We start from the raw sequence: 21,321 nt of genomic DNA, 5'->3' as shown, positions 1-21,321 counted from the left end.
GGGTCTGCCCCCGGTCTGGTTGACACTCGGGGTGTGCGGTAGTCAGGCCGCGTCTGCGGTCCGGTAGATCATCTCAAACTCGACCGGGGTGAGTCTGCCGAGGCCGCGCTGACGGCGTCGACGGTTGTACTTGGTCTCGATCCAGGTCACGACCGCGAGGCGGAGGTCTTCGCGGGTGTCCCAGCGTCGGGTGTCCAGGACGTTCTTCTGCAGCAGGCTGAAGAAGCTCTCCATGCTGGCGTTGTCGCCGGCACCGTAGGAGCGGCCCATCGACCCGACCAGGTGGTTGTTGGTCAGGAGCCGCTGTACCTTCTTCGCCCGGAACTGACCGCCGCGGTCGGAGTGACAGATGGTCTCGGCCGGTGAGCGCAGTGCGATCGCGTTGCGCATCGCGGCCATGGCGAGGGACGCCTTCATCCGCGAGTCGATGGAGTAGCCGACGATCTTGTTGGAGAACACGTCCTTGATCGCGCAGATGTAGAGCTTGCCCTGCCGGGTGGGGTGCTCGGAGATGTCCCACAGCCAGACCTGGTTCGGGGCGGTGGCGCTGAACTCGTGCCGGACCACGCCGTGCTCGTCGACCACGGCGAGCAGGTCGTCGTGCGGTGCTGGACCTGCCTTGCCCGTCGTGCCGCGCTTCTTGTGGTGTGAGGCGGTGATGCCCGCGACCCGGCACAGCCGGTGCACGCGGTTCTCCCCGACGGTGATCTGGCGCTCGTCGGCCAGCTCGTCGGCCAGCTCGTCGGTGAGGAACCGGTAGCCCAGGGTCGCGTCGTCGGCGTGCAGGTCGTAGAGCACGTCGATGAGGTGGGCGTCGTCCCAGTCTCGGGCAGACACGGGGTCCTTGAGCCACTTGTAGTACCCCTGGGTCGAGCGGCCCAGGACCCTGCACGCCACCGCGACCGGCACCCTGATCGGGGCACCGGTCGCGGCCATCTCACGGACGAGCGGGAAGACTATTTTCCCGGCAAGTTCGCCTGGGACAGGTACGCAGCCGCCCTGCGCAAGACCTCGTTCTCCTGCTCCAGCAGACGGTTGCGCTTCTTCAGCTCTCGCAGCTCGGACTTGTCGGCCTCGCTCAGACCAGGCCGGCGACCGTCCTCGACGTCGGCCTGCTTCATCCAGTTCGCCAGCGAGCCTTCGGAGATGCCGAAGTCCTTCGCGATCTGCGCCAGCGGCGCCTGGCCCTTGCGGGCCACGGCCACGACGTCGTCGCGGAACTCCTTGGGGTAGGGCTTTGCCACGGGGACATCCTTCCACCTGAGGCCGGAACCTCAGAGATCAGGTGTCAACCAAACTCGGGGCAGACCCCCTCGTGGTGCGTTGGTGGGTTGAGACCGCCTTCGTTTACGGGACGACAGGCCGTCCCATATGACGCACCGTCACCGGACAACCCTTCTCGGGCGGTCTTGCGAACATTCGGGCGTGGGTTTCCGCCGATGACCTGCACCGCCTCCGCAACGGGTTCCTCCTACGGGACGGACAACTGGACCGACCGCAACCGCTGCGAGGGCGGACCACTGAGCGTTAGGGGGTCCCGTCCGGCTCCGATGCCCTCTCCAGGCTTCGGACCGCTGCCAGGCGGTGGAGCTCAGACCGTCGGATGAGGAGTGCGGCAACGGGCGCCCGCGATCGCGCTGGCGGCGTGATGATTGGTCGTCATTCGCGCCCTTTGGTTCCTTCGCGCACCATCCGACGATGTTCGCCGGCGGCCGGCGGCGTGCCCGCGTTGCGGGCGGAGTCGTTCAGTCGCGAGCGATGCGAAGGGCGACCCAGAGCGCGCACCTTCGGCAGATGTAGGCCGGTTCGCTCCCGAGTGCGTGGAGCGACCTTCGTGGCCGCTGGCGGCCGCAGCACGAGCATCGTTGCTGGGTGTCATCGGCCATGTCGCGATGGTGCCACGGGCCGGTGACCTTCGCGGGTCACAGGTAGCGGCAGACGTCCTCGGGGGAGCATGTGGCCGGGTCGCCGGTGGTGGCGTGCTCGCGCAGGATGGCGATCGTGGTGCGTAGCTGCGCGAGCTCGGCGAGCTGCCGGTCGATGACCGCGAGGCGGGTGTCGAGCAGGTCGGTGACGTGCTGGCAGGGGGCCTGGCCCCGGTCTCGGATGGCCAGCACCTGGCCGATCTGGGCCAGGGTCAGCCCGGCGGCTTGGCCCCGGCGGATGAAGTGCAGCCGGTCGAGCACCTCGGGGCCGTAGTCCCGGTACCCCGCCGGGCTGCGGTCGGGGTCGGGGAGGAGTCCGACGTCCTCGTAGTACCGCAGGGTCTTAGCTGTCGTGCCCGACGCCTGAGCCACCTCACCGATCCGCATGCCACTCATTCTGCCTTGACCTTCCAGTGCACTGGAAGGTCGATCCTGGTCCTGAGGCGCGGCAACAAGGGAGGACTTATGACGGCAACGGACAAGGGCAGGTCGTATGACCTGGCAGTGATCGGGTCCGGTGGGGCGGCGTTCGCGGCCGCGATCCGCGCCACCACCCTGGGCAAGCGGGTGGTGATGATCGAGCGCGGCACCATCGGCGGTACCTGCGTGAACACCGGGTGTGTGCCCTCCAAAGCCCTGCTCGCGGCCGCCGAGGCCCGCCACGTCACACTCGACGCCGCCCGGTTCCCCGGTCTGCCACTCCCCGACGCCCCACCGGTCGACATGCCCGCCATGGTCGCCGGCAAGGACAAGCTCGTCGGATCGCTGCGCAGCGAGAAGTACGCGGCCCTGGCCGCCGAGTACGGGTGGGCCCTCCACCCCGGCGAGGCCACCTTCGTCGGCACACCGACTGAGCCGGCACTCCGCGTGACCGGCCCGGACGGCACGGCGGAAACCGTCCGGGCCGCGCACCACCTCATCGCTACCGGCTCCACGCCCTGGGCGCCGCCGGTCCCCGGCCTGCAGGAGGCCGGTTATCTGACCTCGACGACCGCGATGGAGCTGGACCACGTCCCGGAGTCGCTGCTGGTCATCGGCGGCGGCTACGTCGCCATGGAGCAGGCCCAGCTCTTCTCCCGCCTCGGTGCCCAGGTCACCATGCTCGTCCGCTCACGGCTGGCCTCCCACGAGGAACCCGAGGCCGCCACCGCCCTGGAAGAAATCCTCGCCGACGAAGGCATCGAGATCATCCGCGGCGCGGTGCCCACCGCGGTGCGCCGCGACCCGGCCACCGGCGAGGTCACGGTCACCGCCACCACCGCCGACGGCTCACACGAGCTCCGCGCGGCCGAGCTCCTCGTTGCCACCGGCCGCCGCCCGGTCACCGGCACGCTCGGCCTCGACACCATCGGCGTGCGCGCCGGCAAGCGCGGCGAGGTCATCATCGACAGCCACCTGCGCACCACGAACCCGCGGATCTGGGCCGCGGGTGACGTCACCGCCCACCCGCAGTTCGTGTACGTCGCCGCGGCCCACGGCGCCCTGGTCGCCGACAACGCCCTCACCGGAGCCGGCCGGGAGGTCGACTACCGCCACCTGCCCCGGGTCGTGTTCACCAGCCCCGCCCTGGCCTCCGTCGGAATGACCGACCAGCAGGCCCGCACTGCCGGGATCCGCTGCGACAGCCGCATCCTGCCCCTGGCGCACGTCCCGCGCGCCATCGTCAACCGTGACACCCGCGGGCTCATCAAGATCGTCACCGACGCCGACACCGGCCGCATCATCGGCATCACCGCCCTCGCCCAGGACGCCGGTGACCTCGCCGCCGCCGGCGTCTACATCCTCGAGGCCGGCATGACCACCGACCAGGTCGCCAACCTCTGGAGCCCCTACCTGACCATGGCCGAAGGCCTCAAACTCACCGCCCAAACCTTCACCACCGACATCACCAAACTCTCCTGCTGCGCAGCATGAACCCGCACAGGGATCCCTATACCGGAGCGTCGAGCCTGGCGACCTCTCTCGTTCGCTTTGGCTCCGTCAGAGACCGAACGCTCCTCCGCTGACGAGGATGACGATGCCGAGGCCGATCAGGACGATGGGGAACAGGATGTGTTCCCAGCGCTCGAGGACTTCAGCGATCGGCGGCCGGGTGGCAACGAACTTGGCGACTACGACCAGGACCGCGACGAGCGCGAGGAAGACGAGGCAGTAGGCGACCACTGCGATGGGTTCCACGCTGAGGAAGACGGGGACATAGACGCCGATGTTGTCTCCGCCGTTGGCGAAGGTGACTCCTGCGACGGTCCACGCGCTGACCTTCGTGCCCGTGACCTTGGCGTCATCGTCGTCATCGTCTCCGCGCCAGGCTTGCCATGCAGCCCAGAGACCGAGGGCCAGGGGGATGAGCCCGAAGTACGGGATAGCTGCTGAGGGCAGGAATGCTCCGGCTCCGATAGTCACCAGCACAGCGGCACCGAGGATGCAGGCGAACCCCACGTACTGGCCGACCAAGATGCGGGTGGTCGTCCCGCGTTGGCCCGCGCCGCGGGCGAAGAACAAGGAGAGCACGATGATGTCGTCGATGTTGGTCGCGATGAACAGGCCGATTGCCTGCAGGACCGCAGCCAGGATCACGCGCCCGCCTCTGCTGCGTCGCATCCGTGCACCGAGCAGGCAGGATCGATGCACGGGGCGTTCTCGTCAACCGCGAGGGTGACGTCAACCAGGGCGGTCAGCGCCTGCGTCAGGTGGGGATCGGCGATCTCGTAGCGCGTCTTGCGGCCCTCGGGTTCGGCAGCAACGATGCCGCAGTCGCGCAGGCACGCCAGATGATTGGACACGTTGGAGCGTGTGAGGTCCAGATCGCGGGCCAGCTCTGCCGGGTAGGCCGGCCGGTCGAGCAGCGTCAGGATGATCCGGGACCTGGTCGGGTCGGCCAGCGCGCGGCCCAACCGGTTCATCACGTCCAGGCGAGAAGCAATGGTCAGCATGCGCTGAACTATACAGCGAGGACTGAAGTGGTTTTACGCAGCCCGGAGTCGCTAAGCGTGCGAACGAGGCTGTGTCAGTTGGGGATCGACCCACGGGACGATTCGCCCGATCATCAGGGAACTCACGAAGCGGCGACAGAACCCCGCCACATAACGGCCAAGGCCACAGGCCATGAGACACGACGCGCCGAACTGAGACCCGACCGCCGCTCGTGTTCCATGAACGGTCGTCCACGGACTATGTCCGCGCTGGTCCGGCTGGGTGAAGACGGCGTGGTTGGTGTCTCCTCGGCCTAGTGGTAGTCGCCGTGTCCTCGCGGTCAGGCCACCGTCCGCTGTGAACGCGGCGTCAAACGCCCAAAGAACACCGTGTGATCAGGTTTTGCACCACACACCTTGAGTGGTCAGCGGCGGCGAGCGGGCCACTACGCGTCTACGGTCGTGAAACCGACGAGCGGAGGGGCGCAAGATGACTGGCCAGGTGGACGAGAACGACGGTCGTGAAGGTCGCGAGGATCGTCGTGACAGGACAAGACGGTGGCGTACCTACGGGCGATTCACGGCGATGATCGCAACCTCCACCGTCGTGATGTTCGGCCTCACCTATACCAACGTCTTCGCCGCCGACCACATCCGGTTCAGTGAGGAGCGCGTCTACATGGCCGTGCTCATGGGCTCGGCCATGGCGATCATCATGCTCGGCTTCATGTGGGGGCACATGTACCGCGACGTGCGCGTCAACGTTGCGATCGTCCTCGTCGCGCTCGTCGTGGGCACCGGCGCCCTCGCCCTCTCCAGGACGCAGGCGCTCGTCGACGACCGCGCCTATATGAAGGGCATGATCCCCCACCACTCCATCGCGATCCTGACGAGCGACCGCGCCGATATCGACGACCTCCGGGTCCGTCAGCTCGCCGACGGGATCAGCGCCACGCAGCATGTCGAGATCGCCGAGATGGAGTGGCTGATCTCGGACATAGCGGCGAACGGCATCGCCTCCACACCGGAGGAAGCGGCGGCACGGCCAGTCCCCGACTTCGAGCCGTCCGACGACTCCTGAGCAAACCAATAGACATGAGCTCCTCGATGGCTCACGGAACGAACCCTCATCCGCCCGTCGCCGAGCGCGAAGCGGGAACACGCGGGAGCCGGGTCATTTCACCTCAGGAAGCAGCACGGACCGTAGCAGAGACCACCGGACGCACGGCGGCGTACCGCCGTCGGACGTTCGGATGGTGCCGGGGTGCTGCCACGGCAGGTCATCGGCATCATGGGTTACCCGCAGGCGAGAGCGCACGCTCCGCCGGCGCCGAGTGAGGGAGGCGCACCGTGATCGCTCTGGCCGGGCTCGTTCTGGGTATAGGGCTAGTTCTGACCGGGCTGCAGGCCGCCGCGACGGCACTGACCGTTGCCCGCACTCCAGCGATGAGCCTGCCCTTCGAGTCCGGCAACCTTCCGGCCCAGCACGCCGTCTCGCGGTTCCACGTGCGCTGGTACGCCCTGTGTGTGCTGTTCCTCGCCTTCGACATGGAGATGATCTTCATGTACCCGTGGGCGGTGGTGGTGGCGCAGACGGGTGCGACGTCCGTGGTCGAGATGTTCGGGTTCCTCGGGGTCCTGCTGGTCGGTGTCGTCTACGCCTGGCGGGAGGGGGCGCTGCGATGGGTCTGAGTGCGCGGGTGGCCCGGTTCTCCCTGGCGCGGCCCCATGTGCTGGTCGTGGTTGGGTCTGACGGCCGCGCGGCCGGGAGTGTGGTCGAGTCAGCGCTGCTGGGCAGGGGCTGGCCCCTGGCACGTTCTCCTGCCGACGCCGACCTGCTGGTCGTCGCCGGCAGTCCCGGCGCGGAGCTCGCGGCCGCCGTCGAGCTGCTCTGGGCCCAGGTGCCTGCACCACGGTCGCGGGTCCACGTGGCGACATCGTCCGATGTGGAAGCCAGCCTGGATGCGGCGGCTCGCCACCTGCGGGCGTGGGAGGCGCAACGGTCCGACGACGGACCCGATGACCCGTGGGCGGGTCAGGGCCCGGGCACCGGCGGCCACCAGCACGCCGGCAATGACGGCTCCGAGAGCGGTGACGGTCACGGGGGGCACAGTCACGATGGTATGGACGTCGCCGGTCTGCCGATGGCGTCCTCGGCACCGGACCGAGACGGACTCGACCTCGAGGCCCTGCGCGTGAAGCTGGGACCCTGGTTGCCCGGATGGCCCAACGGCTTGGTCGTCGAGGCGTCGATGCAGGGCGACGTGTTGTCCGACGTCGCGGTGCACTGGGTCGACGACGCGCACCCTGGGACGGTCGGCCCGCAGGAGAACGCGCTCGATGCGCTGGTCCGGCTGCTCACTCTGACCGGGCCCGCGCCGACCCTGCGGCGGTGGCGTGAGACTCGCGCCGCCGTCCGCCAACAACGGCCCGGCGCCGTGGCGCAGGCCGCACGGTCGGCGCACCGGCTCGCACGCTCCCGCGTGCTGGCCTGGTCGCTGGGCGGCGGGCCCGCGTTGGCCGGCGGGAATGCCGCGGATGTCCTGCACCGCTGGTGCGACGTGCTGAGCGGAGGCTCTCCGGCGGGCGGACGCGATCTTGTCGTCGACCCGCAGGAGCTGGCAACGGCGCTCCAGGGCGCGGATCTCGCCGGCGCCCGCCTCGCTGTGGCGAGCGTCGTCGTCGGTCCGGGACGCACCCCGGCGCACGGTGAAGGCGAGGACGGTGACGCGCACGTCGGGCACGCGGGCGGCCACCACGGGGGCGGGCATGGCTGATCCGACCACCTGGACGTCGGTGTGGGCGGGACTGGGCGTGGTGGCCGGCGCGCTGGTGCTCGGGCTCGTCCTGGCGTGGTTTGATGCGGTGGCCCGCGCCGGTGTCCGCGTCGGCTCCCGGGCGGTCCTTGTGCCGGCCGCGGCCGCACCGGTGCGCGAAGGTATGCGGTTGTTGCTGGGTCAGCGGCGCACCACCGTGGCCCCGGACCGGCTGCTGCGTACCCTCGCCGTCTGCGCTGTGCCGGTGCTGGCACTGACCTCCGCCGCGGTGCTCCCGCTGGGAGGTCACAGCGTGGTCTCCACGTCTGCTGACCTGGTCTGGTTCAACGCAGCCGAAGCGCTGCTGTGGGTGGCCGTGTGGATGCTGGGTTGGGCGCCGAACGCGGTGCACTCCCTGGTGGGCGCCTATCGGTTCCTCGCCCAGGGTCTCGCCTACGAGCTGCCGTTGATGTTCGCGATCATCACGGTAGGTGTGGGCGCCGGTTCCTTGCGCGCCACCGACGTGGTGGCCGCCCAAGCGGGTGGTGCGTGGTTCGTGTGGACCATGCCTGTCGCACTCCTGGTGTTCCTCCTGGGCGCGGCGGCCTTCACCTTCTGGGGCCCCTTCGGCGCGCCGGCCGCACGGGACATCGCCGAGGGGGTGCTGAGCGAGCTTGCCGGTCTCGACCGGTTGCTGGTCGAGCTCGGGCGTGCTGTCTTCCTCGGCGTCGCGTCCGCGACCGCGGCGGCCTGGTTCCTCGGGGCCGAGGACGGCCCCGTCCTGCCCGGGGCCTGGTGGTACGCAATCAAGACGCTGGCAGTGATGGCCTTCCTCGTGGGTGTCGGTCGACGGCTCCCGCTGGTGCGTCCCGAGCGGTTCGCCGACATCGCCTGGATGGTCCTCCTGCCGTTGACCATCCTCCAGACGGCCGTCGTCGCGGTCCTCGTCCTGGGAGGTTTCTACGGATGACCGAGCTGCTCGTGCTCTCAGCCCTCGGCGCCGCGGCGGTGTGCACCGGGGTGCTCGTGTTCGTCGTCGACTCCATGGCTCGCGCCACGTTCTGTCTGTTGGCGTCCTTCTTGGCGACCGGCGCGGCGCTGCTGGTCATGGATCTTCACTACCTCGGGCTGCTGACGATCCTGATGATGACGATCGAGATGGCGATCATGGTCGTGTTCATGATCATGCTGATGATGAACCCGGCCGGCCTCATGCCGATGACGATGGTGCACAACACCAAGGGCTCCGCCGCGGTGGGGGCCACGGTGTTCGTCGTGCTGGTCGTCGGCATCTGGACGGTGGACTGGCCAGAGCGCACCGGTTCGCCGCCGGCCGATCCCACGCGTCAGGTCGGTGAAGCGATCATGGGTCCGCAGATGCTGCTGATGATCGTCGTCGGCGTCGTCCTGCTGGCGACGATGGTCGCCGGCATCACGCTGGCGACGCACCGCGGGCGCTACGACCGGTTCGGGCCCGACCTGGACCGAGGAAGACCCGACGACCCCGTCCGTGGAGGGCTGCCTCGATGAGCGTGCTGACCTTGCAGATCGTCCTGACGATCGCTGCCGCGCTGGTGGGCACAGGATTGTTCGGCGCGCTGTCGCAGCAGTCGATCGTGATGGTCATGATGGGGCTCGAGCTCGTCGTCAACGGTGTGCTCCTTGCTGCCGGCTCGGCCTGGTACTTCTTGACGCCGCAGCTTCCGGACGCACAGGTGCTCATCCTGATGGCGACCGTCGTCATGGCAGTGGAGATGGCCATGGGGTTCGCCGTGGCACTGGCCATCTACCGCGCGCAGCAGGTCGACACGGTCGACGCAGCCGGGGAGCTCGGCGGATGAGCGCGGCGTTGCTCGCCCTGGTCCTGCTGCCCGCTTCCGGGGGGATGTTCTTGCTGCTGGGTAGGCATCGGTTCGATCGCGGCGCCGTCCCGCTCGCCCTCGTGCTCGGTGTCGCGGGCGTGTTCCTCGCAGGCACCGCGGCCGTCACGCGAGCCTCGTTATCGGTGCCCTTCCTGAGCAGCGGTGGCCGAGCGGTCGTCGACGGTGCGGATGTCGGCCTGGCGGTCGACGGACTCTCTGCCGTGCTGACGGTGACCGTGGCCGCCGTGGCCCTCGTGGTGTCCGTCTTCGCCGCCGCCGACCACGAGGCGCGGTCCTCGAGGGCACGATTCTTCGGCTACTGGTTGCTGTTCGTCGCGGCGATGCAGCTCACGGTCACTGCCACCACGTTCCCTGCTCTGCTCGTCGGTTGGGAGCTCATGGGTGCCACCTCCTACGCCCTGATCGGCTTCCGGTGGCGCGCGGCGGGCAAGACTGCTGCGGGCACCACCGCGCTGCTCACTACCCGGGCGACCGACCTCGGCCTGTATGTCGCGGCCGGTGCCGTCCTCGCCGGCAGCGGGAGCCTGTCCCTCGATCTTGTCGGCCTCGGATCACCATGGCTGGGAGTGGCGTCGACCGGCGTCGTGCTGGCTGCGCTCGGAAAGTCTGCCCAGCTGCCGTTCTCGGGCTGGTTGTCCGCGGCGATGCAAGGGCCGAGCCCGGTCAGCGCGCTGCTGCACTCCGCCACCATGGTCGCCGCTGGCGGCTACTTGCTGTTGCGTCTGCACGACGGGCTCGCCGGCCCGGCGACGGTGGTCGTCGTCTGGGCCGGCGCGTCCACCGCTCTCGTGCTGGGCGCGGTCGCCGTGGCGCAGACCGATCTCAAGCAGCTCCTCGCGGCGAGCACCGCTGCACAGATGGGGTTCGTCGTCCTCGGTGCGGGGGCCGCAGCCGCAGGCTCCGACGCCGGCCTGCTCGGTGGTGCCGAGCACCTGACCGCTCACGCCGCGGTCAAGGCGGGGCTCTTCGTGGCTGCCGGCGCATGGCTCAGCACGCTCGGCACCAAGCAGCTCGCCGGGCTGCGCGGAGCGGCACGTCGCACGCCCGCGGTGGGCGTCGCAGCGGTCGCGTGCGCCGCGGTGCTGGCGGGGATCCCGCCGCTGTCGCTGTGGACGACGAAGGACGAGGTGCTCGCTGGGGTCCAGGCTGCCGGCCTGCCCGCCGGTACCGTGCTGCACGTGGTCGCGCTGACGGCCGGGGCGCTCTCGGCCGCCTACGCCGCGAAGATCGTGGCGCTCGTCCTGGCTCCGTGGCGGGGCCCTTCCGCGCAGCGGGTGTCGGCCGCGACGACGGTCGCGGCCCTCGTGCTCGCGGCATCGGCCGTCGCGTTGGGAGCCGTGGCGCTACCGGCTGTGCGCGACGCCGCCGCCGACCTCTTGGGTGTACCACCGGGCCAGGGACCGGGGGTGGGAGCACTGGTGCTGTCGGGGAGCCTGGCGCTGGTGGTCGGCGCCGTCGTCCTGGCTCGGCCAGCTGTGGCTGGGGCGTTCGAACGCACCAGTCTGGCGCCGTGGCTCGGCACACTTGCGCTGCTGCGCGCCGTCGGGCGCGGAGCGTTGGGCCTCGCTCGGGCCGCCGACCGTACGGACCGATCTCTCGACCATGGCGTCATGGCGCTGTCTGCCGGCGTCCTTGCCACTGCTCGTATCGTCGAAATCGCGGACGTGCGGGGCATCGACGGAGCTGTCGAGGGCGCTGCCGTCGGGACGGTCGGAGCAGCCCGACGGACCGCTGTTCTCGACGACCGGGTCCTTGACGGCGCGGTGCGGCGAGTCGCGGGTACGGCCGGTCACCTCGGCGTGCTGGCGCGCAGACCCCAGACTGGTCTGCTGCACCAGTACTACGCCCAGGCCGCCGTCGGAGTCGGTGTGCTGTTCCTCGTCCTGCTGATCGTGAGGTGACGCCGTGCTGCTGACCGTCCTCGTCCTGCTTCCCGCGGTCGCCGGGATCGTCCTGATGGCTGCCCGTGTCCCTGAACGCGCGGCGGCATGGGGGTGGGTGGCGGCGTCGTCGGTCGTCGTTGCCATGGTCGCCTGGACCTGGTGGGGTCTGGACCCCGACGGTGGGATCCAGTACGACGTCAAGGTGCGCTGGATCCCCACCGTGGACGCCTCCTACCACGTGGGCCTCGACGGACTGTCTCTTCCGCTCATGGCCCTGACCGCCGTCCTGTTCTGGTGCTGCGCGATCTGGTCGCTGCGCAGACCCGAGCGGGCCCGCAGCCACGCGGCGATCTTCCTGCTGCTCGAGACCACCTGCCTGGGAACGTTCGCCGCTCTCGACCTCATCCTGTTCTTCCTGTTCTTCGACCTGTCGATCGTCGCGATGTACTTCGTCATCGCGGGGTGGGGACACGGCGACCGGCAGCGCAGCGCCCTGAAGTTCTTCCTGTACACGTTCGTCGGATCGCTGGCGCTGCTGCTCGGCTTCATCGGCCTGTTCCTCGGATCCACGCCACGAACGTTCGACATCGTGCGGCTCACCGCGAATCCGCCCTGGCATGACGCGCCCGGCACCGCCTCGCTCGTGCTGCTGGCCCTCTTCATCGGGCTGGCCGTCAAGACCCCCGTGTTTCCGTTCCACACCTGGCTGCCACCCGCCCACACCGACGCACCTGCCGAAGGATCGGCGGTCCTGGCCGGCGTGCTGCTGAAGCTCGGCACCTTCGGGTTCGTCCGGATCGCCATGCCGACCCTGCCGGACGCTTGGCAGCGTTGGGCCACCTGGATCGTCGTCATCGGCGTCGTCAGCGTGCTCTGGGGCGCGCTCGTCGCGCTCGCCCAGACCGACCTCAAGCGCATGATCGCCTACACCTCGGTCAACCACATGGGCTACGTGCTGCTCGGCCTCGGTGCCGTCGGAGTGCTGGCACGCGAGAACGGCGACGCCGCAGACGACATCGGGTCCGCAGGCGTTGCAGCAACCGGCGCCGTCGTGCAGATGGTCAGCCACGGTCTGCTCACCGGCGCGCTGTTCCTCGTGGCCGGCATCCTGTGGTCACGCGGGCGTTCCTACGCCTTCTCGCAGTGGGGCGGCCTCTCGCGCGTCATGCCGGGGTTCGGCGTCGTCCTTGCCGTGGCGGCGTTCGGCTCCCTGGGATTGCCCGGGCTGTCCGGCTTCGTGGCCGAGTTCGAGATCTTCGCCGGGTCGCTCGCCGGGGTACCCGTCGCGGTGACCGTCGCGGTCCTGGGCATCCTGCTCACGGCCGGGCTGTTCCTGCGCGCCTTGCGCCATCTGCTGACCGGCGACCTCACCGTGCCCGACGGAGTCGATGCTCGCAGCATCCAGGACCTGACAGCATCCGAGCGGGTCTCCATCGTCCCGCTGCTCGCGCTGAGCGTCGCCGTCGGCCTGCTGCCGTGGCTGCTGCTCGACGTCGTCGGCCCGGCGGCCGACGACCTGGTCGCCCTCGTCGCCAGGTAGGCCGCCGTGATGCCGATGCACGAGGACCCCCTCGCCCTGCTGCCCGAGATCATCTTGCTGGTCGCCGCGGTCGGTGGGCTGCTCCTGGGCCTGTGGACGCCTCAGCGGGCCCAACGGCGCGTCGCCGTCGTCGCCGCGACCGGCTGCCTCGGCAGTGCTGCGGCCGCGCTATCGACGCTCGCAGGACCTGCCCGCACGGTGTTCGCCGGGACCTGGACCGTGGACGCGACCACCACCGTCGTGCGCCTCGCCGCAGCGTCAGCCGCGCTCGCCGTCGTCGTCCTGCTGCGCACCGAGATCTCCGGGCACCCGCGCGAGACCGAAGCCTATGTCCTGGTCCTGCTGGCCGTCCTCGGCGCCGACGCCCTCGCCGCCGCGAGCGACGCCCTGATGCTCGTGGCCGCGTTCCTGCTGGCGAGCGTGCCGCTGTACGCCCTGGCCGGGTTCCGCAAAGACGCCCGTGCCACCGAGGCCGCGCTCAAGTACTACCTCCTCAGCGCCCTCGTCGGCGTCGTGCTCCTGGTCGGCGTCACCGCGCTCGTCCTGGACGGAGGGCGGACGACCTACGCGCTGCTCGGCGGCACCACGGCGAGCACCGCGCCCGCCCTCGTCGCGGTCGCTGCGCTCGGGTTGCTCACCGCCGTGCTGTTCAAGGCCGGTGCCGTCCCGGTGCACTTCTGGGTGCCGGACGTGCTCGACGGCACCAGCCCGGCCATCGCGGCCTGCATCTCCACCATCCCCAAGCTCGGAGCCCTCGCCGCAGCCTTCCGTCTCGTCGACGAACCGTTCGCAGACGCCCCGGCCGGCCTCCCGGTCGTGGTCGCCGTCGTGGCCGCCGCGAGCATGACGCTGGGAAACCTGGCGGCGTTCTGGCAGCAGTCGCTGCTACGCCTGCTCGCCTACTCCACCATCAGCCAGGTCGGCTACCTGCTCATGATCGTGGCCGCCGCCGGTGCGGATCTCGCCGCCCCGGCCCTGCAGCTCTACCTCGCCGCCTATGCCACGACGAACATCGGGGCGTTCGCGGCAGCGGCATCTCTGCCGCGACGCACCACCCTGATCGGCTGGGCCGCGGGGGTCGCGGGGCGGCCGTGGCTCCTCGTGAGCCTGGTCGTCTGCCTCCTTGGCCTCGTAGGCACACCGCCGACCGCGGTCTTCCTCGGAAAGTTCGCGGCGTTCACCACGGCAGCAGACCAAGGATTCGCCTGGCTAACCGTGCTGGCAGCCGCCAACTCCGTCGCCAGCCTGTTCTACTACCTTCGCTGGATCGCGCCGGCCTTCCGCGCCACGGCCTCAGCCCGTCCCGCACGAGGGACGGCTTCCGCACCGGCTGCTGCCGTGCTGCACGTAGCGGCCGTGGCGAGCCTGCTTCTCGGCATCACGGTCGGGCTGATGGCCACCTACCCGTAGGTCTCCACAGATGACCACCAGAGCACCGAGAAGGCCACGGGTCACTGCTACCTGCCGGTGATCGGTGCGTTCGCAGCCGCTGTGACCGTGAGGTCCACGGTCCCGACCGCAGGCAGCGCTCGGCGCACGGCGTGCTCGGCGGCGGCCGCCGTCCGGTCAGCGCCTGCGACCGTGGTGCCAGCGGGCAGGAGCAGTCTGGCCTGGACGGCGAGGCGATGGCCGGTCCACCGAAGTCGGACGTCTTCGACGCCGACGATCCCGGGCTCGGATTCGAGGGCACGCCGGGCGCGGTGGGTGAGGTCAGGGTCGATGCCGTCCAGGAGGCGGCGCCCGACGTCGCGGGCGGTGCCCCACAGCAGGATGAGGATGGCGGCGGTGATGAGCAGGCCCACGAGGGGGTCGGCGATCGGGAAGCCGGCCCAGACGCCGACGACGCCCAGGACGACGGCCAATGATGTGAACCCATCGGTGCGGGCGTGCACGCCGTCGGCGACCAACGCGGCCGAGCCGATGCGGCGTCCGACCCGCATCCGGTAGACGGCGACGGCCTCGTTTCCAGCGAACCCGACGACGCCCGCGGCCATGACCCAGCCGAGGTTGTCCAGGGGCTGCGGGTCGGCCAGGCGACGGATCGACTCGACGCCGGCGACGACGGCGGACAGGGCGATCATCGCGACGATGAACAGACCGGCGAGGTCTTCGGCGCGTCCGTACCCGTGGGTGTATCGCGTGGTCGCTGCGCGGCGGCCGAGGACGAACGCGATCCACAGCGGGACCGCGGTCAGTGCGTCGGAGAAGTTGTGGATCGTGTCCGCGAGCAGCGCGACCGACCCGCTGATCGCGACGATCCCCAGTTGCGCTGCAGCGGTGATGCCGAGCACGACGAGGCTGACCTTGACTGCTCGTACGCCCTCGTTGCTGGCCTCCAGAGCATCGTCGATCGAATCGGTGACGTCGTGGGAGTGCGGCACGAAGTCCTCGTGCAGCCAGCCCTTGAGGCCCGTCGGGTGGGTATGCCCATGCACATGGTCGTGGTGTTCCTCGGGCCGGACGTCCTCGCTCACGACGGCCGCCCGTGGTCGGGGTGGGCATCGTGGTGGGCCGGCTCTGCGTCGACGGTGTGCTGAGCCTGGAACACTGCCTGGGTCACCAGGGTGCGGGCGTGCTCGTCGACCAGCGAGTAGAAGACCCGGTTGCCTTGCTGACGCGCCCGCACGATCCGTCCCCATCGGAGCTTGGCCAGGTGCTGGGATACCGCGGTCGGGGACATGGCCACGACGTCAGCCAGGTGGTTGACCGAGAGCTCCTCGCCCCGCAGCGCCAGCACGATCCGGATGCGCGTCGCATCGGCCAGCAGGGTGAAGACCTCAGCGGCTAGGTCCACGTACTGCGACGCTACTCCGAATGTGCACATCTTCACATCTTCGTTCATACGCAGATACTACCGCGGTGCCGACGACTGCGGCCGGGTATGTGAAAGGGAAGCTATACCCCGCACGGGTACGCCTGCGTGAGGAAAGTGAAGGGCCCCACCTGGCTGGTGGGGCCCTTCACGCGTCAGCCGACGCGGATGTAGGTCGGGTTGGACTGCCAGATCTGCCCGTACCGGACGGTCTTGCCGGGTGAGGGCGCCTCGATCTGCATGTTGTCCCCGGCGTAGATGCCGATGTGGCCCGGGCTCCAGATCAGGTCACCGGGTTGTGCCTGGTCGCGGGAGATGACGGTGCCTGCATACCGCTGCTCGGAGGACGTGCGGGGCAGGTTGATGCCGACCTGGGCGTACACGTAGGACGTGAACCCGGAGCAGTCGAATCCTGCCGGTGTGGTCCCGCCCCATTGGTAGGGCACGCCGAGGTATTGCATCGCGACGCTGACCACACTCGAGCCCGCCGCGGACGGCGGAAGGTCGACGGGAGCCTGGGCCGCACCGGTGCCCGCCTGCTCTTGCGGAGAGGGAGCGCGCTCCTGGCTGCGGGATGAGCGGTCCTGGCGTTCCGGCTCCAGCTCCGGCTCGGGTTCGGGTTCGGGGGCGGGGGTGACCGCGACCGGTGCCTGTTCGATCAAGAACGCGGCGTCGGCTGAGACGGTGACCGCTGGGGCGGCGCTGAGCGCCTGGCGGGCGGGCTCGGTCAGCGCGCTCAGGTTGACGCTGGAGACGGCCTTGGGGCGGTCGGTGTTCGGTGCGGCGCTGGCCGGTGCCGCGAACACCGACACGAGCAGGCCAGATCCTGCCGCGAGCAGGGCGCCCTTGCGGGCGGTGTTGGCTGATCCTTCCTGGGCTGCGCGGGCTATCGGGGTCAGGGGTGTGATGGGTCGGTGGGACGCGCGGTGGCGTCCCGGCTTTCGTGCGGTCATGGTGTTCTCCTTCGCGCCTGCGGGGTGAGCTGTCGGGTTCGGGTCGGAGAGTGACCCGGCCTCACCGCTGGGTGCGGTGCGGCTTCACCCCGAGGGCACCGTGGTGCCCGGTTGAGTGGTTCCCCCGTCCCTGTCATGGGTGTTGGTGGTGTGCTCCAAGAGGTGACAGGGTTCGGCGCTCTCTTGGATCCCTCGCGGATGTCCCGGGAGGAGCATGGGGTGGTTCGCCGCGCGCGACCGTGCGGGCACGGTCGGTTCGCGGCGGGTGGGGCGGGATTGGTCTGTCGGCGCGCGGCCGGCCGGTGTCTCACCCGGTCTCCTGGCCGAGCACCGGGTCCCAGCTCGCGCCGAGGTCGCGGCTGGTGAACAGGCCGGTGTCGGTGACGATGACAATCCACGGCTGGTTCCCGGGACTGTCGTCGGGCACATAGGTCATGGCCTGCACCTGGCCGGGAGTGGCTCCGTGCGCGGTCCAAGGCTCCACGCCTGGGGTGCTGGTCCACACGGTGCCGCTTGGGTCCAGGCCGATCAGCTCGGCCCCGAGCCCTGCCTCGACGAACGCGAGGGTGGGCGCGTCCCGGTCCGGGGTGAACGTCTGTCCCGCGTCGTGGCTGACCTGCAGGCCTGTCGGTGTGGTGACCAAGACGGTTTCCGGGTCGCCGTCCATGACGTGCACGTCGCGAGCCGGCACGGTTGCCCCCGGTGTCCAGGTTGCTCCGGAGTCGTCGCTGATCAGCAGGCGGGAGGTAGCCGAGTCCAGGCCGACGACGCGCACGGTGCCAGCACTGGTGGTCGCGGTGCTCAGCGCGTGGAAGTCGACCTCCCCGGTCAAGGAGACCTGCTCCCAGGTCGCGGCACCGTCGGTGCTGCGGATCAGGCCCAGGTTGTGCGCCTTCAGGTCGGTCTGCTCCCCCGGCGCGGGGTGGCCGGAGGCGTAGATGGTGCCGTCGACCGCGAGGGTCATGCCCATCGTGTCTTGTCGGCCTTCCCCGGCCCGCTCCGGTCGTGCTGGTTCGTCGCCGAACGGGTCCGGCACGGTCCATACCCCGGTGTGGGTCGCGACCAGGATGGTGTTGTCGACCGGGTCGACCTGCACGTCGTGCACGTGGCCGAACTCGGCCACGTCCTGTGGCGGCTGGCTCGTGGGGGTGTTCGCAGGCGGCGGGGTTGGGGTGCAGGCGGCCAGCAGCAGTACGGTTCCTGCTGCTGCGCACCGGCTCGCCCATCTCTTCAGGGCAGGGTTCATCGAGGCAGTCCTTCGGAAAGGACCCGCGGTGCGTGCGCGACGCAGTGCACGCGCCGCGGGGCGAGGGTCACAACGAGGCGAGCAGGTCTTCCATGGTGGAGATCTCGGCCTGCTGGGTGTCGACGATCTGCTGCGCCATCGCGACGGCGTCCTCGTTCTTGCCCTCGTCCACCTCGGTCTGAGCCATCTCGATGGCGCCCTGGTGGTGGACGATCATCTGCTCGAGGAACAGGCGCCCTGCCTCGGCGCCCTGCGCGTCCTGCAGGGCCTGCATGTCCTCGTCGCTCATCATCCCGTCCATGGACCCGTGGTCCATGGAGTCCATCGAGTCGAACTCCGGAAGCGGCGAGCCCCACTCCCCGAGCCAGGTCGTCAGCTGCTCGATCTCGGGTCCCTGGGCGTCCTTGATCTGGTTCGCCAGGTCGGTGATCTGAGGGTCGACGATCTGAGGGTCGACGCCCTCCTTGGCCACGATGACGTCGGACATCTCGATCGCCTGCTCGTGGTGAGGAACCATCATCCGGGCGAAGTCGACGTCCTGCTGGTTGAACCAGTCGCCCTCTGCCGGGCTCTCCTGCTCCCCGGCCTCGGTCGAGGACATCGACGCCATGTCGTGCCCGGGCTCGTCGTCGTTCGAGCACGCCGCGAGACTCGCGGCGGTAACCAGCGCGATCGCCGGAACAAGCACACGCTTGAAGTTCATGGGAAAGGACCTCTCAAGTCAGCACCTAGAAACCACACACGGGCCCCACAAGAAGGGGGCATGAAACGGTCGACGCGCGCGTCGACGGCGTGTGGTTCCTACGTTCGAGAGATCCCCAGGACGTACAGCGACGGTGCGGCACCGGCGACCGTCGGCGTCCAGCGAGCCTCGACCAGGGGCGACCACACCGGAGCAAGACGCGCCAGCAGGCTCGCTCCCGGGCGGGTGAAGGCCAGCAGCGCGACCAGCACCATCAAGCACATGGCAGACGCCATCTCGTGGCCCCCGCAGTCGGTGCACCCGCCCGGCGCGTCGTGTCCGTGCGCCCCGGTCTCCTGCGCCCCGACCTCTGAGGTCGGGGCGTCGTGGTGATCGGGGCTGGCCATGATCGCCGCCGCGGGACCCACGTGCGTGTTGGCCGACCCGCTCATCGCATGCATCGTCACGACGCCCAGCAGGAGCGCCGCGATCAGCAGGGCACCCGAAAGCCCTCGCCGGCGACCGGCGAGCAGCGAGCGGAACGATGCCATGAGGTTCATGTCCCGGTCAGCCTAACCACTGCCCCCGCAGTTCTTCCAAGACCAGCCCTCGCCACGGGCTCATCCGAGCGCGGACAGAAGCTCTCGGCACGCCTGCTCGCACGCCCGGCACGAGCGCGCGCACACCGCGCAGTGCTCGTGCATCTGCGTGCTACTCACACTTGGCCCCGCACGCGACGCACACCGCCACGCACGCGTGCAGCTCTGCGCGCAGGACCCGCATCACCGCCGGCAACTTCCGGGTCCTCGACCGCCTCGCCACCCAGATCGAACGCATCCAGCAGGTCAACGACCTCCACGTGCTCACCCCCGAGATCGTCGACGCCGCCCGAGAAACTCTCCTCATCGGCCACTGATCGATCCAAGAACCACGCCATCGAGCGTCGTAACTCACACGCCGGGTAGAAACCGTCGCAGAACGAGCGTCCGGAAACTCTGCCGCCGCAGAGCGCGAACCGGGGGGTTTTCGCCACCGCCGCCTGCACCGCCCGATCGGGCAGCGCGCTCTGCCCTGCCAGGTAGCCGACCGGCCCTGAACACGACGCCACTGCCGGGCCACGCTGTCTTCACCAGCGTGTTCTCTAGGAGGCGACGACGACATGACGACGTATCTCTCTCCCGGCGTGTATGTGGAAGAGGTCGAGGCCGGCTCCCGGCCCATCGAGGGGGTCGGTACGTCGGTCGCGGCGTTCGTCGGACTCGCGGCCAAGGGTCCGGTGAACGAGCCGACGCTCGTGTCCAACTGGTCCCAGTTCTCGCAGACGTTCGGTGACTTCGTACCCGGCTCGTACCTCGCGCACTCGGTGTACGGGTACTTCCTCAACGGCGGCGGCAACTGCTACGTGGTCCGGATCGGCGGGGCGGCGCCCGCGTCGTCGGGCCGTGGCAAGAACGCCCCGAAGGCGCTCGCGGGACCGCCGGTGGCGGCCCTGGGCGGCTACCGGGTCACCGCGCTCGACGGCACCACGTCCGGCAAGCCGAAGAAGATCTCCGTCGAGGTCGCGGACGCCGGCGGCGACTCCGCGCCCGACGACCAGTTCAAGCTCGTGATCAAGGTCGACGGCAAGGAGGCGGAGTCCTTCGACAACGTCACGACCAAGCGCGGCGCGGACAACGTCGCGACGAAGGTGAAGGCGGACTCGAAGATCATCATGATCGAGGAGGTCGCCCAGGGCAGCGCGCTCATGAAGCCGGACAAGGGCGCCGTCGAGCTCGTGGCACCCGAGCCCGAGCCCGAGCCGCCGTCGACGGACGACCTCGGTGCCGAGGACTACATCGGCGACGCGGCCGACCGCACGGGCTTCAGCGGCCTCGAGGCGATCGACGACGTCACGATCGTCGCGGTCCCCGACCTCGTCGCGGCGCTCGAGCAGGACGCGATCGACCTGGAGACGTTCCAGGCCGTCCAGCTCGCGATGATCGCGCACTGCGAGCTCATGGGCGACCGCATGGCGATCCTCGACCCGCCGCCCGGTCTGAACGCCCAGCAGGTCAAGGAGTGGCGCGTCTCCGGAGCCGGCTACGACTCGAAGTACGCGACCCTCTACTGGCCGTACGTGAAGATCTTCGACCCGCTGTCGGGGACCAACGTGTTCGCTCCGCCGTCGGGGCACATGGCGGGCCTGTGGGCGCGCAACGACGGCGAGCGCGGCGTGCACAAGGCGCCGGCGAACGAGGTCGTCCGCGGTGCGATCACCCTGCAGACGAACATCACCCGCGCGGAGAACGACCTGCTCAACCCGGTCGGGATCAACTGCATCCGCGCCTTCCCCGGCAGGGGCGTGCGGGCGTGGGGTGCGCGCACCCTCTCGTCCGACCCGGCGTGGCGCTACATCAACGTGCGACGCCTGTTCAACTACCTCGAGGAGTCCATCCTCGTCGGGACGCAGTGGGTCGTGTTCGAGCCCAACGACCCGGCGCTGTGGGCGCGGATCCGCCGCACGATCGCGAGCTTCCTCGTCAACGAGTGGCGCAAGGGCGCGCTGTTCGGGCTCACGCCCGACGAGGCGTTCTTCGTCAAGTGCGACTCCGAGACCAACCCGGCCGAGGGCATCGACGCCGGCCAGGTCGTGTGCCAGGTCGGGATCGCCCCGGTGAAGCCCGCGGAGTTCGTCATCTTCCAGCTGTCCCAGTTCTCGGGCGGCACGAGCCTCGTCGCCGAGTAGCGCG

Annotated in this window: 22 protein-coding genes and 1 riboswitch; of the genes, 12 read left to right on the top strand and 10 right to left on the bottom strand. The window is 69.7% G+C overall.

Going from position 1 to position 21,321, the window contains the following annotated elements:
- Positions 1-42 precede the first annotated feature (42 nt).
- Together IF651_RS15115 and IF651_RS15110 are read right to left on the bottom strand one after the other, a co-directional pair.
- Positions 43-1,244, bottom strand: a protein-coding gene (locus tag IF651_RS15115) for an IS3 family transposase (protein WP_422110495.1) whose coding sequence is annotated in 2 segments (ribosomal slippage) — positions 43-975 and positions 978-1,244 — 1,200 coding nt in all. Because the reading frame shifts where the segments join, the coding sequence is not laid out codon by codon here.
- Positions 1,245-1,922: 678 nt separating this feature from the next.
- On the bottom strand, positions 1,923-2,312 hold the full coding sequence (locus IF651_RS15110) for a heavy metal-responsive transcriptional regulator (RefSeq protein WP_028708020.1): 390 nt from the start codon (positions 2,310-2,312) through the stop codon (positions 1,923-1,925).
- Between the two features lie 78 nt (positions 2,313-2,390).
- Here IF651_RS15110 and merA point away from each other — a divergent pair, with 78 nt between their 5' ends.
- Positions 2,391-3,839, top strand: a complete 1,449-nt coding sequence (gene merA / locus IF651_RS15105) for a mercury(II) reductase (RefSeq protein WP_141390710.1) — start codon at positions 2,391-2,393, stop codon at positions 3,837-3,839.
- A 66-nt stretch (positions 3,840-3,905) separates the two neighbouring features.
- Here the strand turns inward: merA and IF651_RS15100 are convergent, their stop codons facing one another.
- Positions 3,906-4,502: a cadmium resistance transporter gene (locus tag IF651_RS15100; RefSeq protein ID WP_030153505.1), complete on the bottom strand. Its 597-nt coding sequence runs from the start codon at positions 4,500-4,502 to the stop codon at positions 3,906-3,908.
- Complete coding sequence (cmtR, locus tag IF651_RS15095) at positions 4,499-4,858, bottom strand: Cd(II)/Pb(II)-sensing metalloregulatory transcriptional regulator CmtR (RefSeq protein WP_028708027.1); 360 nt, start codon at positions 4,856-4,858, stop codon at positions 4,499-4,501. The genes IF651_RS15100 and cmtR overlap by 4 nt, the downstream gene beginning before the upstream one ends.
- Positions 4,859-5,327: 469 nt before the next feature.
- Here cmtR and IF651_RS15090 point away from each other — a divergent pair, with 469 nt between their 5' ends.
- The 9 genes from IF651_RS15090 (at position 5,328) to IF651_RS15050 (ending at position 14,309) form a co-directional block, all read left to right on the top strand.
- Entirely contained in the window at positions 5,328-5,918 is a 591-nt protein-coding gene (locus tag IF651_RS15090; protein ID WP_191829956.1) for a DUF305 domain-containing protein, read from the top strand.
- Positions 5,919-6,283: 365 nt separating this feature from the next.
- Positions 6,284-6,529 carry an NADH-quinone oxidoreductase subunit A gene (locus tag IF651_RS15085; protein ID WP_191829955.1) on the top strand — a complete coding sequence of 82 codons (246 nt, stop codon included), beginning with the start codon at positions 6,284-6,286 and terminating at the stop codon, positions 6,527-6,529.
- An 8-nt stretch (positions 6,530-6,537) separates the two neighbouring features.
- Positions 6,538-7,614 carry a hypothetical protein gene (locus IF651_RS15080; protein ID WP_191829954.1) on the top strand — a complete coding sequence of 359 codons (1,077 nt, stop codon included), beginning with the start codon at positions 6,538-6,540 and terminating at the stop codon, positions 7,612-7,614.
- On the top strand, positions 7,607-8,563 hold the full coding sequence (locus IF651_RS15075) for a complex I subunit 1 family protein (RefSeq protein ID WP_191829953.1): 957 nt from the start codon (positions 7,607-7,609) through the stop codon (positions 8,561-8,563). The genes IF651_RS15080 and IF651_RS15075 overlap by 8 nt, the downstream gene beginning before the upstream one ends.
- Positions 8,560-9,123: an NADH-quinone oxidoreductase subunit J gene (locus tag IF651_RS15070; protein ID WP_191829952.1), complete on the top strand. Its 564-nt coding sequence runs from the start codon at positions 8,560-8,562 to the stop codon at positions 9,121-9,123. The genes IF651_RS15075 and IF651_RS15070 overlap by 4 nt, the downstream gene beginning before the upstream one ends.
- A complete protein-coding gene (locus tag IF651_RS15065; protein ID WP_191829951.1) occupies positions 9,120-9,434 on the top strand; it encodes an NADH-quinone oxidoreductase subunit NuoK in 315 nt (104 codons plus the stop codon). Before IF651_RS15070 ends, IF651_RS15065 begins: the two co-directional genes overlap by 4 nt.
- Positions 9,431-11,377, top strand: coding sequence for a proton-conducting transporter transmembrane domain-containing protein (locus IF651_RS15060; protein ID WP_191829950.1), 1,947 nt, complete (start codon positions 9,431-9,433; stop codon positions 11,375-11,377). Before IF651_RS15065 ends, IF651_RS15060 begins: the two co-directional genes overlap by 4 nt.
- A 4-nt stretch (positions 11,378-11,381) precedes the next feature.
- Positions 11,382-12,899 (top strand): complex I subunit 4 family protein, encoded by a 1,518-nt coding sequence (locus tag IF651_RS15055; RefSeq protein ID WP_338403995.1) that lies wholly within the window; start codon positions 11,382-11,384, stop codon positions 12,897-12,899.
- Positions 12,900-12,908: 9 nt separating this feature from the next.
- Entirely contained in the window at positions 12,909-14,309 is a 1,401-nt protein-coding gene (locus IF651_RS15050; RefSeq protein WP_191829949.1) for an NADH-quinone oxidoreductase subunit N, read from the top strand.
- A 47-nt stretch (positions 14,310-14,356) separates the two neighbouring features.
- Here the strand turns inward: IF651_RS15050 and IF651_RS15045 are convergent, their stop codons facing one another.
- The 6 genes from IF651_RS15045 to IF651_RS15020 form a co-directional block, all read right to left on the bottom strand.
- On the bottom strand, positions 14,357-15,373 hold the full coding sequence (locus tag IF651_RS15045) for a cation diffusion facilitator family transporter (RefSeq protein ID WP_191829948.1): 1,017 nt from the start codon (positions 15,371-15,373) through the stop codon (positions 14,357-14,359).
- Positions 15,370-15,741 (bottom strand): ArsR/SmtB family transcription factor, encoded by a 372-nt coding sequence (locus tag IF651_RS15040; RefSeq protein ID WP_191829947.1) that lies wholly within the window; start codon positions 15,739-15,741, stop codon positions 15,370-15,372. Before IF651_RS15040 ends, IF651_RS15045 begins: the two co-directional genes overlap by 4 nt.
- Before the next feature lie 125 nt (positions 15,742-15,866).
- Positions 15,867-16,523: a C40 family peptidase gene (locus IF651_RS15035; RefSeq protein WP_338403993.1), complete on the bottom strand. Its 657-nt coding sequence runs from the start codon at positions 16,521-16,523 to the stop codon at positions 15,867-15,869.
- A 140-nt stretch (positions 16,524-16,663) separates the two neighbouring features.
- Positions 16,664-16,822: riboswitch (cyclic di-AMP (ydaO/yuaA leader) on the bottom strand.
- A gap of 149 nt (positions 16,823-16,971) precedes the next feature.
- Complete coding sequence (locus IF651_RS15030) at positions 16,972-17,787, bottom strand: F510_1955 family glycosylhydrolase (RefSeq protein WP_191829945.1); 816 nt, start codon at positions 17,785-17,787, stop codon at positions 16,972-16,974.
- A gap of 190 nt (positions 17,788-17,977) precedes the next feature.
- Positions 17,978-18,613, bottom strand: a complete 636-nt coding sequence (locus IF651_RS15025) for a DUF305 domain-containing protein (protein WP_191829944.1) — start codon at positions 18,611-18,613, stop codon at positions 17,978-17,980.
- Positions 18,614-18,711: 98 nt separating this feature from the next.
- Positions 18,712-19,152 (bottom strand): DUF6153 family protein, encoded by a 441-nt coding sequence (locus IF651_RS15020; protein ID WP_191829943.1) that lies wholly within the window; start codon positions 19,150-19,152, stop codon positions 18,712-18,714.
- A gap of 161 nt (positions 19,153-19,313) precedes the next feature.
- Here IF651_RS15020 and IF651_RS17885 point away from each other — a divergent pair, with 161 nt between their 5' ends.
- Both IF651_RS17885 and IF651_RS15010 read left to right on the top strand, forming a co-directional pair.
- Entirely contained in the window at positions 19,314-19,508 is a 195-nt protein-coding gene (locus tag IF651_RS17885) for a hypothetical protein (RefSeq protein WP_241744516.1), read from the top strand.
- Between the two features lie 243 nt (positions 19,509-19,751).
- The gene (locus IF651_RS15010) at positions 19,752-21,317 is read left to right on the top strand and encodes a phage tail sheath family protein (protein ID WP_191829942.1); all 1,566 of its coding nucleotides are present in this window, start codon (positions 19,752-19,754) and stop codon (positions 21,315-21,317) included.
- Positions 21,318-21,321: the final 4 nt, after the last annotated feature.

The sequence above is a fragment of the Cellulosimicrobium arenosum genome (assembly GCF_014837295.1).
In the GTDB taxonomy this organism is placed as follows: domain Bacteria; phylum Actinomycetota; class Actinomycetes; order Actinomycetales; family Cellulomonadaceae; genus Cellulosimicrobium; species Cellulosimicrobium arenosum.
Note: the sequence above shows the minus strand (reverse complement) of the source record. Positions and strands in the feature narration are given on the sequence as shown.

Bases quoted from the DNA above. Each gene is read 5' to 3' on its own strand.
- IF651_RS15110 (WP_028708020.1), bottom strand. From the start codon at position 2,312: ATGCGGATCGGTGAGGTGGCTCAGGCGTCGGGCACGACAGCTAAGACC.
- merA (WP_141390710.1), top strand. From the start codon at position 2,391: ATGACGGCAACGGACAAGGGCAGGTCGTATGACCTGGCAGTGATCGGG.
- cmtR (WP_028708027.1), bottom strand. From the start codon at position 4,858: ATGCTGACCATTGCTTCTCGCCTGGACGTGATGAACCGGTTGGGCCGC.
- IF651_RS15090 (WP_191829956.1), top strand. From the start codon at position 5,328: ATGACTGGCCAGGTGGACGAGAACGACGGTCGTGAAGGTCGCGAGGAT.
- IF651_RS15085 (WP_191829955.1), top strand. From the start codon at position 6,284: ATGAGCCTGCCCTTCGAGTCCGGCAACCTTCCGGCCCAGCACGCCGTC.
- IF651_RS15075 (WP_191829953.1), top strand. From the start codon at position 7,607: ATGGCTGATCCGACCACCTGGACGTCGGTGTGGGCGGGACTGGGCGTG.
- IF651_RS15070 (WP_191829952.1), top strand. From the start codon at position 8,560: ATGACCGAGCTGCTCGTGCTCTCAGCCCTCGGCGCCGCGGCGGTGTGC.
- IF651_RS15065 (WP_191829951.1), top strand. From the start codon at position 9,120: ATGAGCGTGCTGACCTTGCAGATCGTCCTGACGATCGCTGCCGCGCTG.
- IF651_RS15060 (WP_191829950.1), top strand. From the start codon at position 9,431: ATGAGCGCGGCGTTGCTCGCCCTGGTCCTGCTGCCCGCTTCCGGGGGG.
- IF651_RS15050 (WP_191829949.1), top strand. From the start codon at position 12,909: ATGCCGATGCACGAGGACCCCCTCGCCCTGCTGCCCGAGATCATCTTG.
- IF651_RS15040 (WP_191829947.1), bottom strand. From the start codon at position 15,741: ATGAACGAAGATGTGAAGATGTGCACATTCGGAGTAGCGTCGCAGTAC.
- IF651_RS15025 (WP_191829944.1), bottom strand. From the start codon at position 18,613: ATGAACTTCAAGCGTGTGCTTGTTCCGGCGATCGCGCTGGTTACCGCC.
- IF651_RS15020 (WP_191829943.1), bottom strand. From the start codon at position 19,152: ATGAACCTCATGGCATCGTTCCGCTCGCTGCTCGCCGGTCGCCGGCGA.
- IF651_RS15010 (WP_191829942.1), top strand. From the start codon at position 19,752: ATGACGACGTATCTCTCTCCCGGCGTGTATGTGGAAGAGGTCGAGGCC.